The 13,253-nt window shown below is 70.3% G+C and carries 13 protein-coding genes; 7 read left to right on the forward strand and 6 right to left on the reverse strand.

Going from position 1 to position 13,253, the window contains the following annotated elements:
• The first annotated feature begins 24 nt into the window (after positions 1-24).
• The 6 genes from AHIS1636_RS01710 (at position 25) to AHIS1636_RS01735 (ending at position 5,479) form a co-directional block, all read left to right on the forward strand.
• Complete coding sequence (locus AHIS1636_RS01710) at positions 25-1,215, forward strand: acyl-CoA dehydrogenase family protein (protein WP_264794071.1); 1,191 nt, start codon at positions 25-27, stop codon at positions 1,213-1,215.
• Positions 1,216-1,289: 74 nt separating this feature from the next.
• Entirely contained in the window at positions 1,290-1,856 is a 567-nt protein-coding gene (locus AHIS1636_RS01715) for a flavin reductase family protein (protein ID WP_264794072.1), read from the forward strand.
• A complete protein-coding gene (locus tag AHIS1636_RS01720) occupies positions 1,853-2,503 on the forward strand; it encodes an alpha/beta hydrolase (protein WP_264794073.1) in 651 nt (216 codons plus the stop codon). Before AHIS1636_RS01715 ends, AHIS1636_RS01720 begins: the two co-directional genes overlap by 4 nt.
• Entirely contained in the window at positions 2,504-3,508 is a 1,005-nt protein-coding gene (locus AHIS1636_RS01725; protein WP_264794074.1) for an alpha/beta fold hydrolase, read from the forward strand.
• A gap of 126 nt (positions 3,509-3,634) precedes the next feature.
• On the forward strand, positions 3,635-4,348 hold the full coding sequence (locus AHIS1636_RS01730; RefSeq protein WP_264794075.1) for a FadR/GntR family transcriptional regulator: 714 nt from the start codon (positions 3,635-3,637) through the stop codon (positions 4,346-4,348).
• Between the two features lie 57 nt (positions 4,349-4,405).
• Positions 4,406-5,479: a DNA polymerase IV gene (locus tag AHIS1636_RS01735; protein WP_444979308.1), complete on the forward strand. Its 1,074-nt coding sequence runs from the start codon at positions 4,406-4,408 to the stop codon at positions 5,477-5,479.
• A 47-nt stretch (positions 5,480-5,526) separates the two neighbouring features.
• Here the strand turns inward: AHIS1636_RS01735 and AHIS1636_RS01740 are convergent, their stop codons facing one another.
• The 4 genes from AHIS1636_RS01740 to AHIS1636_RS01755 all read right to left on the reverse strand — a co-directional run bounded on the left by AHIS1636_RS01740 (position 5,527) and on the right by AHIS1636_RS01755 (position 9,410).
• Positions 5,527-6,582: an L-idonate 5-dehydrogenase gene (locus tag AHIS1636_RS01740; protein ID WP_264794076.1), complete on the reverse strand. Its 1,056-nt coding sequence runs from the start codon at positions 6,580-6,582 to the stop codon at positions 5,527-5,529.
• 28 nt (positions 6,583-6,610) lie between these two features.
• A complete protein-coding gene (locus AHIS1636_RS01745; protein ID WP_264794077.1) occupies positions 6,611-7,384 on the reverse strand; it encodes an SDR family oxidoreductase in 774 nt (257 codons plus the stop codon).
• Positions 7,385-7,451: 67 nt separating this feature from the next.
• Complete coding sequence (locus AHIS1636_RS01750; protein WP_264794078.1) at positions 7,452-8,855, reverse strand: GntP family permease; 1,404 nt, start codon at positions 8,853-8,855, stop codon at positions 7,452-7,454.
• A 36-nt stretch (positions 8,856-8,891) separates the two neighbouring features.
• On the reverse strand, positions 8,892-9,410 hold the full coding sequence (locus AHIS1636_RS01755; RefSeq protein WP_264794079.1) for a gluconokinase: 519 nt from the start codon (positions 9,408-9,410) through the stop codon (positions 8,892-8,894).
• A 300-nt stretch (positions 9,411-9,710) separates the two neighbouring features.
• Between AHIS1636_RS01755 and AHIS1636_RS01760 the strand changes: the two genes are divergently transcribed.
• Positions 9,711-10,157, forward strand: a complete 447-nt coding sequence (locus AHIS1636_RS01760; RefSeq protein WP_264794080.1) for a UPF0158 family protein — start codon at positions 9,711-9,713, stop codon at positions 10,155-10,157.
• Positions 10,158-10,436: 279 nt separating this feature from the next.
• On the opposite strand, the gene AHIS1636_RS01765 is transcribed toward AHIS1636_RS01760, so the two are convergent.
• Both AHIS1636_RS01765 and AHIS1636_RS01770 read right to left on the reverse strand, forming a co-directional pair.
• Positions 10,437-11,909, reverse strand: a complete 1,473-nt coding sequence (locus tag AHIS1636_RS01765; protein ID WP_264794081.1) for an amidase — start codon at positions 11,907-11,909, stop codon at positions 10,437-10,439.
• The gene (locus AHIS1636_RS01770; RefSeq protein ID WP_264794179.1) at positions 11,909-13,225 is read right to left on the reverse strand and encodes a M20 family metallo-hydrolase; all 1,317 of its coding nucleotides are present in this window, start codon (positions 13,223-13,225) and stop codon (positions 11,909-11,911) included. Before AHIS1636_RS01770 ends, AHIS1636_RS01765 begins: the two co-directional genes overlap by 1 nt.
• Positions 13,226-13,253 lie beyond the last annotated feature (28 nt).

The following is a 13,253-nucleotide window of genomic DNA, read 5'->3' on the forward strand; positions in this document are numbered from 1 at the left end:
CACCTTCGGACCAAGGAGAACATCATGACTGAACAGACCCTCGCCACGTCCCGCCTGCATGTCAGCGATGAGTTCGATGCCCTCATGGAGCGCCTCGACGCCATCACGCCGCTGCTGAAGGCGAACGCAGACGCAAATGAAGCCGGCGGCCGGCTCACCCCCGAGGTGGAAGCCGCGCTGAAGGAATCCGGTGCCTACAAGGTCGGCATCCCCCGCAGCCTGGGCGGCTACGAATTCTCGCCCCGGCAGGTCATCCAGGCCATCGAGAAGATTTCCTACGCCGACGCGTCCGCAGGGTGGGTCTTCATGGCCCTGCAGATGATCACCGGCACCACCGCCGCGTGGCTGCCGGCAGAAGCGACCGCCGAGCTGTTCCCCAACGGGGAGGACTACGCGCTCATCGCCGGCCAGGGCACGCGCCTGGGCAAGGCGGTAAAGGCCGACGGCGGCTACCGGCTTTCCGGGTCCTGGTCCTTTGCCTCGGGCATGCACCAGGCCACGCACATCCACACCGCCGCCTTCTGCGAGGAGACCGGCCAGGCGCTGGTCTTCACCCTGCCGAAGGAGCAGGCGACCCTCATCGACAATTGGGACGTCATGGGTCTGAGGGCCACCGGCTCGATCGACTACGTGATTGAGGACGTCTTCGTGCCGGAGAGCTACGTCTACGAGGTGTCCACTATGGATTCCCTGAACGGCGGCGCCATCTACCATCTGGGCCTGGCCAACATGTCCGGCATCTGCCACACCGGCTGGGCGCTCGGCGTCGCACGCCGCGTGCTGGACGAGATGAAGGACCTCGCCCGGAAGAAGTCGGGTGCTCCCGGTGCCACGGTGGACACCGACCAGTTCCACGCGGCCTTCGCACAGGCCGAGGCCAAGCTCCGCTCCGCGCGGGCCCTGGTGATGGAAACCTGGGCGGACAACGAGGCGACCCTGGACAGGGGCGAGCTGCTCTCCACCGAGCAGGAAACCCTGACCCGGCTGACGCTGAACAACACCACCTGGTCCGCGCACGACGTCGTCATGACCGTGTACAAGTGGGCCGCCACCGCCGCGCTGCGTTCCGGCGACCTGCAGCGCTTCTTCCGCGACATGCACGCCGGCACCCAGCACGTCACCTCCGGTCCGGTGGTCCTGCAGAACTGCGGCCGCCACCTGGCCGGGCTGGCGCCCAACGCCCACTGGGTCTTCCTCGAACTGCAGGACCAGTAGGCTCTCCGCCGCGGCGTGCCGGCCCCTTCGGCCGGCACGCCTTCGACCATCTCCTCCGACTCCAGGAGCTCCCCATGCCCTGCACTTCCACCCAGGCCACCGACCGCCCGGCCGCGCACTTCGACCAGCTGCTCGCCGCGGAGGACTTCAAGGCGGCCTTCCGCAACCACCCGGCCGGCGTCTCCATCGTCACCGCCGACCCCGGCGACGGCCCCGTCGGCCTCACCGCCACCTCGGTCTTCTCCGTCTCAGCCAATCCCCCGCTGCTCGTGTTCTCGCTCTCCGGGCACTCCTCCTCGGCGCCTGCCCTCAGGAGGGCGGAAACCGTCGTCGTGCACTTGCTGGGTGCGGACCAGCTGGAGCTGGCGAAGACGTTCTCCACCAGCGGGATCGACCGCTTCGCGGACGCCGGCAGCTGGACCCGGCTGGTCACCGGCGAACCGGTCCTTCCCTCGGCCAACGCGTGGCTGCGCGGGAAGATCGTGAACCAGATGGAGGCCGGCGATTCGACCGTGGTCGCCGTCCAGGTCCTGCAGGCCAAGGTGCCCGACGACGAGGCCCGCGCCGCCGGGCAGTCGCGCCCGCTGGTCTACCACAACCGCACCTGGCACCACCTCGGCGACCATTCGGCCCTCTCATGACACCCAACCCGCACCTCGAGCAGGAGCCGGTGTTCCACGGGACCGCGCTGGACGAAGCCGGCCTCGCCGTCCTCGCAGTCCACGGCAGGGGTCAGTCCCCCGCCTTCATGCAGGACCTGGCGGACCGGATCGGGCTGCCCGGCCTCGGCTACCTGATGCCCGCGGCGGCCGGCGGCACTTGGTATCCCGGCGGCTTCATGCAGCCGGTCGATGACAACCAGCCGCACCTCGACTACGCGCTGGAGGCCGTCGGCGCCCAGCTCGACCGGCTGCGCGCCCGCGGCTTCGGCCCGGAGCGGACCGTGCTGCTGGGCTTCTCGCAGGGCGCCTGCCTGCTCTCGGAGTACCTGCTGCGCCACCAGGACCGCTACGCCGCCGCCATCCTGCACACCGGCGGCTATCTCGGCCCGGAGGAACACGGCTGGCCGGAGGAATCAGGGCTCGAGGGCGTGCCCGTCCTCCTCGCCTCGGCTACCGAAGACGCCTGGGTGCCGCTGCCGCGGATCGAAGCCACCGCCGTCGCACTCTCCAAGGCGGGCGCCGCCGTCGAACTCACCACCTATGACGATCCCGAACACCACATCAACGACGATGCCGTCGACCGCATGCGCCGCCTCCTGCGCGCGCTCACCACGAAGGAGTCCTGAATGTCCGCAGCACCCCACCTCTCCGAAACCCCTGTGGTCACTTCGCGCCGCGGACAGTTCTGGGTGCCCGGGGAGAGAGTCACGACGCCGGGAGGCACCGTCCAGCGCGCGCCCATGTTCGTCATGTGGGAGGCGCCGGAAACCATTACCCGGCCCTACCCGCTCGTGCTGGTGCACGGCGGCGGCGGCCAGGGCACCGACTGGACCGGCACGCCGGACGGACGGCCGGGCTGGGCCCAGCGGTTCGTCGAGGCAGGCTTCGCCGTCTACGTCGTGGACCGCCCAGCGCACGGCCGCTCGCCGTACCACCCGGACATCGTCGGGCCGATGGGCGGCGCCTTCCCGTACGAGGCCGCCGGCGGGCTGTTCCTGCCCGAGGAAGCGGCCGGCGCGCAGACCCAGTGGGGCTACGACCGGGAGGTCGGCGCCTGGCATTTGGACCAGCTGACGGCGTCCATGGGGCCGCTGCCGGCCGACCTCGCGGAATCGCAGGCCATGGACGCGGACCGCCTCGCCGCGCTGCTCGACCTGATCGGACCGGCCGTGCTGGTCACGCATTCCGCCGGCGGTCCCGCCGGCTGGCTGGCGGCCGACGCCCGCCCTGACCTGGTCAAGGCGATCGCCGCGATCGAACCCGTCGGCCCGCCCTTCGCGGAGCTGCCCGGCATGGGCACGCTCTCGTGGGGGCTGACCTCAGCCCCGATCGGGTACCGGCAGCAGTTCGCCAGCGCCGACGAAGCGCGGGAGGCTGATCCCGACACCTTCGCCATTCCCGGCCTGGAGGGCAAGCCGGTGGCCGTGGTCGTGGGAAGCGCCTCGCCCTTCGCCGCCTTCGAGCCGGCGGTCGTGTCCTTCCTGCAGGCCGCCGGGGCCGAGGCCGAGCTGCTGCCGTTGAAGGAACACGGCATCGAGGGCAACGGCCATGGCCTGATCTTCGAATCCAACTCGGACGAGACGGTCAAGCCCGTCATTGCATGGATCGAGGCGCACTCCCCGCAAGGGTGACGCGGACAGGGTACCCGGCCCGCCGCCGTCGTTCAGTCCGTGCCGCCCGGTCATCAGCCGGGCGGCACGGCGCCGGGAGGTGCCGCCCACATAGAATGGGCAGGTGACATTTACCCGGGGGACGGCATGAGTTCGCGGCTGCATAGCCTGGTCATCGAGGCGCTCGGCCAGCGCATCGTCTCCGGAGAGCTCGCGCCGGGAGACACCATGTTCTCCGAGCGGCTGGAAGAGGAGCTCGGGGTCTCGCGCTCCGTGGCCCGCGAGGCGGTGCGGGTGCTGCAGTCGCTGGGGCTGGTGGAGACGGTCAAGCGCGTGGGCATCCGCGTGCTGCCGCGGGAACGCTGGAACGTCTTCGACCCCTCGGTGATCCGCTGGCGGCTGGCCGACGCGGGCAAGGGCGCGCAGCTGCGGTCGCTGACCGAGCTGCGGTCCGCCGTGGAGCCGGCGGCGGCGGAGCTCGCGGCGCAGCACTCCCCCGAGGACATCGCGGCGGAACTGCTCGCGGTCGCAGCCAGGATGCGGAAGCTGGGCCGGGCCGGGGACCTGCAGGGCTTCCTGGAACTCGACATCCATTTCCACGCGCTGGTCCTCGCCGCCTCCGGCAACGAGATGTTCGCGCAGATGGAGTCGATGATCGCCGAGGTGCTGCGCGGCCGGACGGACTACGGCCTGATGCCGGCCCACCCGCACGAGGAGGCGCTGCAGCTGCACGTCGACGTCGCCAACGCCATCCAGAGCGGGCAGCCCGAGGCGGCACGCGAGGCGATGGACAAGATCATGCGGCGGACCGTGGCCGAGGTCGAGAGCGTATGGCGGGACGAGCCGCGCGTCTTCAGCTGAAGCTGCAAACCCTGCCGGGGCGGTGCCTGACGAAGGAGTTTGCGGCAGACTAATCGCGTGAGCTCAATCCCGTGGGTGCTGCACGTCGACCTCGACCAGTTCATCGCAGCGGTCGAGGTGCTGCGGCGGCCGGAACTCGCAGGGAAGCCGATCATCGTCGGCGGCCGGGGCGATCCCACGGAACGGGCTGTCGTGTCGACCGCATCCTACGAAGCCCGTGCGTTCGGCGTGGGTTCCGGAATGCCCCTGCGCATCGCGGCGCGGAAAGTGCCGGATGCGGTGATCCTGCCCGTCGACCAGGAGGCCTACCTCGCAGCCTCCGAAACCGTGATGGCCACCCTGCGCGAGCAGCCCGGCGCCACGGTGCAGGTGCTCGGCTGGGACGAGGCGTTTGTCGGCGCCGAGACGGAGGACCCGGAGGCCTACGCCCGGCAGCTGCAGGCCGCCGTCCTGGAGCGGACGAAGCTGCATTGCAGCGTGGGCATCGGCGACACGTTGGTGCGGGCAAAGGTTGCCACCGGCTTCGGCAAGCCCGCCGGCGTCTTCCGGCTCACTGCCGGGAACTGGCTCGACGTCATGGGCGACCGGCCCACCAAGGAGCTGTGGGGCGTCGGCGCCAAGGTCTCCGGCCGGCTGGCCAAACTGGGCATCAACACCGTCGCCGAGCTCGCCGCGGCCGACCCCCAGGACCTGGTCCCGGAGTTCGGCCCGAGGATGGGTCCCTGGTACGCGGAGCTCGGACGCGGGGACGGAGCCAGCGTCGTGGACGACACCCCGTGGGTGGCCCGCGGGCACAGCCGCGAGACCACCTTCCAGCGCGACCTGACCGAGCCCGCCCAGGTGGACGAGGCAGTGCGGGAACTGACGGCCCACGTCCTCGAGGACGTCGTCGCCGAGGGCCGGCCCGTGGTCGGGCTGACCCTCAAGGTCCGCTACGCCCCGTTCTTCACCAAGACCCACGCGAAGAAGATCCCCGAGACCTTCGACCGGGACGAGATCCTCGCCCGCGCCCTGGCCCTGGCAACTGCCATCGAAGCGGGCCGGCCGATCCGGCTGCTGGGCCTGCGGGTCGAGATGGCTATGCCCGACGACGCCCGCAAGGGGCACACGCCGACGCGCGGCGGCTGGTGACGGCGTAACGCTCAGCCGCCAGCACCGGCTGTCCCGCGCCCGCCCGGCTACTCCGCGTCGCCGAAGCGCAGCAGCACCTTGCCGCTGCTCGCCGAGTCGCGCGCCATTCCGAAGGCCTCGAGGGCATCCTCGGCGCCGTACTCGTGCGTGATCACCGGGTCCGCCTGCAGGCTGCCGTCTGCCAGGGCCGCGATCACGTCGTCGATCTCGTCATTGAACCGGAAGGAGCCGACCAGCTCCAGCTCGCGGGTGATTGCCAGCGAGACCAGCGCGGGCTGTTCACCCGAGGGCAGCAGCCCGACCATGACCACGCGCCCGCCGCGGGTGGCGCCGCGGACGGCCGAGGCCAGGCCGCGGTAATTGCCGGAGGACTCGAAGCAGACATCGGCGTCGACGGCGACGATCGCCTCCGCGTCCGTGGCGTGCAGCGTGCGGGTGGCACCGACCTCGCGGGCGATCTCCAGCGGCTTGTCGTGCATGTCGACGGCGACGATCTCCGCGGCGCCGACGCTGCGCAGCACTGCGACGATGAGCGCGCCGATCGGCCCGGCGCCGATGACCAGCACGCGTTTGCCCTTCACGTCGCCGGCCCGCGAGACGGCATGCCAGGCGACGCTGGCCGGCTCCACCAGCGCGGCGCGGCGCAGCGGCAGCCCGGCTGGCAGCTCGCGCAGCATCCGCGCGGGCAGGTTGATGTAGCGGGCGAATGCGCCCTCGGTGTGCGGGAAGCGCGCGGCGCTGCCCAGGTAGGTGCAGCCCGGGGACAGGTTGGGCCGGTCCTGCGGGTAGCGCGCGCCGTCACCCTCGCCCGGCGTCGCCGGGTGGACTGCGACGGCGGTGCCCGCCTGCGGTCCGTTGCCGTCCGCGGCCGCGGCGGCGACCCGCCCGACGACCTCGTGGCCCAGCAGCATCGGCGCCTTGAGGATGGACTCCCCCGCCGCGCCGTGCTGCCAGTAGTGCAGGTCGGAGCCGCAGATCCCGCCGTAGACGATCTCGACGACGGCCTCGTCGGGCTTCGGTTCGGGCCGCTCGAAGGGCTCGACGCGCAGGTCGCCCGCGCCGTGTGCGACGACGCCCAGGGCCTGGGTGGGAAGTTCGGTCATCTCGGAGGCTCCTTGTGGTTCTGCAGGCTCAGACAACGGTGGTCATGCCGCCGTCGATGAAGACGACCTGGCCGTTGACGAAGTTGGCGGCGTCCGAGGCCAGCCACAGGGCCGGGCCGATGATGTCTTCGACCGTGCCCCAGCGGTGCGCCGGCGTGCGGCCGAGGATCCAGTTGTTGAAGGCCTCGTCGTCGACCAGGTTCTGTGTCATCTCGGTGTGGATGTAGCCGGGGGCGATCGCGTTGATCTGCAGGCCGGAGGCGGCCCACTCGGCGGTCATCGCCCGGGTCAGGTTGCGGATGCCGCCCTTGGAAGCGGTGTACGGGGCGATCGTCGGCCGGGCCAGGTCCGTCTGTACCGAGGCGATGTTGATGATCTTGCCCTCGCCGCGCGGGATCATGTGCCGCGCGGCCTCGCGCCCGACCAGGAACGCGCTGGTCAGGTTGGTGCGCAGCACCCGCTCCCAGTCCGCCACGTCCAGGTCCAGCATCGGGACGCGGTGCTGGACTCCCGCATTGTTGACGAGGATCCGCAGCGGTCCGACCTCGCGCTCGACCCAGGCAACGCCGTCGGCCGTGGCTTCCGCGTCGGTGACGTCGAAGCCCTTGGCGAAGATCCGCTCCTCGCCGAACTCCGCGGCCAGCTTCGCGCGGGCGCCCTCCAGCCGGACCGGGTCCAGCCCGTTGAGCACAACGATGGCGCCCGCGGCGGCCAGGCCCCGGGCGATGGCGTTGCCGATGCCGCGGCTGGAGCCGGTCACCAGGGCGACGCGGCCGGAGATGTCGAACATGTTCACAGGCATGGTGGTTCCTTGCGGAGCGGGGACGACGGCGCCGTCCCCGCTCCCGGTGCTAGTAGTGCTTCAGGTGCTAGAAGGATGTGGCGACCAGGAAGATGCCGAGCGCGATAACGAAGCCGATCACGCCGATCAGCGCCTGGCCCACCGTCCACGTCTTCAGCGTGGTCTTGGTGTCCATGCCGAAGAAGCGGCTGACCAGCCAGAAGCCGGAGTCGTTCACGTGGCCCGCGAACACGGAGCCCGCGGCCAGCGCCAGCACGATCGCGGCGAGCTCCACCGGGTTGTAGCTGGGGTTGCCCGCCACCACCGGCTGGACCAGCGCGGCGGCCGTGGTCAGCGCGACCGTGGCCGAGCCCTGGGCGACGCGGACGATCGCGGCGATCACGAAGCCGGCCACGATGACCGGCAGGCCGATGGCGTCCAGCGATTCCGCCAGCGCGTTGCCGATGCCGCTGGCGCGCAGGACGCCGCCGAACATGCCGCCGGCGCCGGTGATCAGGATGATCGAGCAGACCGGGCCGAGCGCGCTGTCCACCACGGTCTCCGTGAGGCTGTGCGGCTTGCCCTGGCGGTGGCCGAGCATCCACATCGCCGCGAAGACGGTGATCAGCAGCGCCACCGGGGTTTCGCCGAGCGTGCGCAGGATCTGGACCCAGGTGTCCTCCAGCGAGACGGCCCCCGCGGTGGCCAGCATGTTCAGGCCGGTGTTCATGAAGATCAGCACCAGCGGCAGCAGCAGGAGGAAGAAGATGGTGCCCAGCTTGGGCGAGGACTTGAACTCGGACTCGGCCGAGCCCTGCGGCGCGTCCAGGATGTCCGGCACGGGAATGTCGAACTTGCGGCCCAGGAAGGTACCGAACAGGTAGCCGACGATGTACCAGGTCGGCAGCGCGACGATCAGGCCGAGGACCAGGACCAGTCCGACGTCGGCGCCGAGCAGACCGGTCGCGGCGACCGGGCCCGGGTGCGGCGGCACGAAGATGTGCATCACCGAGAACGCCGAGGCGGCGGGGAACGCGTAGAGCAGCAGCGATCCGCCCAGTCGGCGGGCCACCGTGAAGATGATCGGCAGCATGACCACCAGGCCGGCGTCGAAGAAGATCGGGAAGCCGAACAGCAGCGACGCCACGGACAGCGCCAGCGGGGCACGCTTCTCGCCGAAGCGGCGGATCAGCGCGTTCGTCAGCACGTCGGCGCCGCCGGAGACTTCCAGCATGCGCCCCAGCATCGCGCCGAGGCCCACCAGCAGCGCTACGCTGCCCAGCGTCGTGCCGAAGCCGAGCAGTAGCGTCGGCACAATGTCGGCGGCACCGATGCCGGTCGCGACGGCGGTCAGCAGGCTGACCAGGATCAGCGCGAGGAACGCGTGCACGCGGAAGCGGATAATCAGCACCAGCAGCGCCGCGATCGCCGCGGCGGCGACGCCCAGCAGGGCCGGCGTACTCAACGTCCAGTTGAGTTCGAGGTCGGTCATCTTTGTCCTATCAGGGGTGGGGAAACTGCCGGCGGCTTAGCGGCCGCCGGCGAGCGCGTCGGCCACGGCCTCAGCGATGTCTTGGGGGGAAAGCGTGATGTCAAGGACGATGCCCGCTTCGTCGGCCTCCAGCGGCTCCAGCGTCTGGAACTGCGAGTCCAACAGCGCCGGCGGCATGTACTCGTGGTTGCGCCCGGTGAGCCGGTCCGCAATCAGGTCCTGCTCGCCCGCGAGGTGGACAAAGCGGACCGCCGGCGCGAAGGAGCGGATCAGGTCCCGGTAGCGGCGCTTCAGCGCGGAGCAGGCGATCACCCGCGCTTCCCCGTGCTCGAGCCCCTCGGCCAGGCTGCGGCCGATAATGGACAGCCACGGCTCGCGGTCCTCGTCGGTCAGCGGGTTGCCGGCGGCCATCTTCTGCTTGTTGGCCAGCGGGTGCAGGTCGTCGCCGTCGATGAAAGGCAGGCCCAGGCGCGCGCCGATGGCCCGGCCGGCCGTCGACTTCCCGGATCCTTGCACACCCATCACGACAACCGGGGGCAGGTTCTGCTCTGCCATGGGAAACTCCTCAGACGCATCTTCACATCTGATTTCGAGTGGCCCAGCCGACAATAAATCAGATTTATCTGGACTAAGATAGCACAGCAAATAGTGGCGCTGCGCACAGGGAAAACAACGACGCCGGACGTCGCCGTAGCGCGCCGCAGTACCTTTCCTGCGGGGCGGCATCGGCCGGCCGCTGCCACCTGCCTGCCACGCTACCGGCAGAAGCGGAAGCTGTGCGGGCCGGTGCCAGATCCGGCGTGCAGGACTACGCTTAATCTCATCCCCGACCTAACGCCGCCCCTGGAGGCAGTCATGCTCAGCATCGGCGCCATCGACATGGACATGCTGATTACGGCCATGGAAATCAGCGACACCTTCGAAGCCCAATGGTGGCTCGATCCCAGCACCGGCCAGGTCGAAATGACCAGCGACGATGCCGGCAACTCCCTCCCCAGCTGGGACCTCGACGGCCACGGCGCCGTCCCCATCCCCCCGGACGATCCCCAGCGCGGCTACCGCGACATGCGCGACTTCATCGCCACCCTCGACGACGAGCAGGTCCGTGCCGCCCTGCACCACGCCATCGAAGGGAAGCGGCCCTACCGCCGCTTCAAAGACGCCGTCTACCACTACCCCAAGGTTCGCGACGACTGGTACACCTTCCATCAGAAGCGCATGCGCAACCACGCCATCACCTGGCTCATCGCCGAACAACTCGTCGACCCCGCCGAAGCCCAGCAAGCCATGGCCCAGGCCTGACCCGCCTGCCCGCACCCGCCTGCTCAACCCCGGCACCAAGTCCCGCCTGCTCATCCCCCGCCCCTCAGCACCCGCCTTCCCGAACCACGCGCCTCAGCACCCGCCTTCCCGAATCCCGCGCCTCAGCACCCGCCTTCCCGAACCACGAGCCTCAGCCCCGCCTGTTCAAACGATTGGCCCGAAAAGGCTCGTTTACAGCGCCTAAAGGGGTCGTTTCGGGCCAACAGATGCCGGACCAGGCCGCGCACCTCGGTCCGGCGAATGCCGAACAGGCCGGCCCTAGAGCGGCGGCGTCATGTCCGCCCACGGCCTGGCCTGCTCGACGGCGGCGCCGATGCGGAAGACGGTGTGGTCGTCGAAGGGGTGACCGACGATCTGCACGCCGGTGGGGATGCCGACGTCGGCGAGGCCGCTGGGCACGGCGAGCACCGGGCAGCGGTTGTTGATGTTGAAGGGTGCGGTCATGTGCGCCTCCCAGTAGTGCTGCAGCCTCACTCCCCCGACGTCGATCCCGTCCAGGTAATCCTCGTCGGCCTTCAGCGCGGACACGGCGGAGGCCGGGCAGACGAGGGCATCAAAGCCGGCCATGGCCTCGGCGAGCTGCGTTTGGATCCGGGCCTCGGCCGTCAGCCCTTCTAGGAGCGTGTGGCGCGACGCGGCAGCGCGCGCGTCGGCGATGAACCGCCGGGTGTACGCCGCGAGCCGGTCCTCGCTCCCGGCGGTGGCGGCCTCCATCGCCGGGCCGAGGATGTGACCGAAGTGCGTGAAGATGGTCTCGCTGATCCCGCGGCTCGTCCACGGCAGCTCGATCTCCTCGACGACGGCGCCGGCCGCCTCGAGCGCGGCGGCAACGGCCCGCGTGTTGGCCTCGACGTCGGGCATCACCGGGTAGTCGCCCAAGCGGATGCACAGCGCTATGCGCATCCCCTCGACGCCGTCGTACTCCAGCGGCAGCGGCGCGGCCGGACCAACGGAGGTGTGGTCCAGCGGGTGCGGGCCGGCCATCACGTTCGCCAGCAGCGCCGTGTCCGCCACGGTCCGCGCCATCGGCCCGTCGCCGCGGTACCAGTCGGCGGAGAGCGGCGGCATCCCCGGGATCCGCCCGTACGGCGCCTTGTAGCCGACGTTTCCGGTGAACGACGCCGGAAGCCGGGTCGATCCCGCAATGTCCGAGGCGGTGGCCAAGGTAGTCATGCCGGCGGCGAGCGCGGCGCCGGCCCCGCCCGATGAGCCGCCGGGCGAGCATTCCGGATTCCACGGGTTCCGGGTGACGCCCCACATCGGGCTGTGCGTGACGGTCGCGCAGCTGAACTCGGGCGACGTCGTGCGCGCGTGGATGATTCCGCCGGCGGCCTGGATCCGCTCCACCACGGGGTGGTCGACGGCGGCGACATCGTCAGAGCAGGCCAGCAGCCCCTGGCTCAGCGAACGCCCGGCGATCGAGTGCTTCTCCTTCGTCGCGACCGGCAGGCCCAGCAAGGCGGAGACGGCGGCGGATTGCGCAGCAGCGGAGCCGGCCCTGCCAGTGGACGACAGGGCGCCGTCGTCGTAATCACCCCGCAGATAGCGCTGCTCGGCAGTACGGGCCGCGGCCATTGCCTCGTCCTGCAGCTGCTCCGTGAAGGCGTTGACCGTGCCATTCACCTCGGCCGCACGGTCAGTGACGGCCTGCAGCAGCTCCACCGGCGACAGCTCGCGGGAGCGGAAGAGGCGGAGGGCTTCGACGGCGGATAGATAGTGCAGCTTCGTCATCACGCACCTGCCTCGGCCGTGGCGGCCGCGGCAACACGATCATCGACCAGCGCCCCGAACACCAGCTCGCGCGCCACCGCCGTCAGCGCCTCCACGCCCGCCACCATGTCCTCGTCCGTGCTGAACTCCCGCTCGCAGTGGCTGACCCCGTCCACCGACGGAATGAACATCATCACCGACGGCACAATCCGGTTCATGGCCACTGAGTCGTGCCCGGCCATGGTCTGCATCCGCCGCACGCCCAGCCCCAGCTCCGCCGCGACCTTCTCGGTCAGCTCCACGCCGGACTCCGGGTAGTACTGGTTGGCGCGGATGTCGAAGTCCTTCACGTTGATCCGGATGTCGTGCTCCTCGGCCAGCGCCGCGATGTCCCGCAGCAGCGAATCCCGGGCGGCCTCCACAATCGACTGCGAGTTCGACCGCAGGTCAGCCACCAGGTGCACCCGCCGCGGCACCACGATCGGCGAGTTCGGCTCCAGCGTCAGCTGCCCCACCGAGGACACCAGCGCCTCCTCCTCGAAGTCGCCGGTCACGTCGTGCACCATCAGCACGATCTTCGACGCCGCCACCAGCGCATCGTGCCGGTCAGCCATCGCCGTCGCCCCCGTGTGGGACTGCTCGCCGAGCACCTCGATGTCCAGCTTCTGCGTGTACCAGCTCGAATCCACTGCACCCAGGGCCAGCCCCTCGCGCTCCAGGATGCGGCCCTGCTCAATGTGGATCTCCGCGTAGCTCACCGGCTCCGGCCCGGCGTCGGAGCCCAGGTACCCGATCCCCGCGAGCGCCTCCCGCACGGACACGCCCTGCAGGTCCTTCACCTCCAGCATCTTCTCCCGGTCCATGATCCCGGCGAACACCGAGCTGCCCATGATGGACGGCGCGAACCGCCCGCCCTCCTCGTTGAACCAGTTGACCACCGCCAGGTTGAACGGCGGCAGCTCCCCGCCGGCCCGCACCTCATCCTCAAGACGCGCCGCCGCGTGCAGCCCGGCGAGCACGCCGTACGCCCCGTCGAACCGCCCGCCCAGCGGCTGGCTGTCCAGGTGCGAGCCGACCACCACGTACTTCGCGCCGGGCCGGAACTCGAGCAGCGCGAACATGTTGCCGATCGCGTCCACCCGGACCTCCCAGCCGCGCTCGTCGGCGAACCCGGCGAACCAGTCGCGGGTCCGGCGGTCCTCCTCGGTGGCCGCCTGCCGGTCCACGCCGTTGTTGGGCGTGGCGCCGATCGTGGCGACGTGGTGGAAATCCTTCAGGAAGGCGTCAGCGGACATGGCGGAGTACTCCTGGTTCTCAACGTGGTGCGGGGCCGGCAGCGGCGGCCGGCGAAAGTAGCAAGAAAGG

The organism is Arthrobacter mangrovi (genome assembly GCF_026011795.1).
GTDB lineage: Bacteria > Actinomycetota > Actinomycetes > Actinomycetales > Micrococcaceae > Crystallibacter > Crystallibacter mangrovi.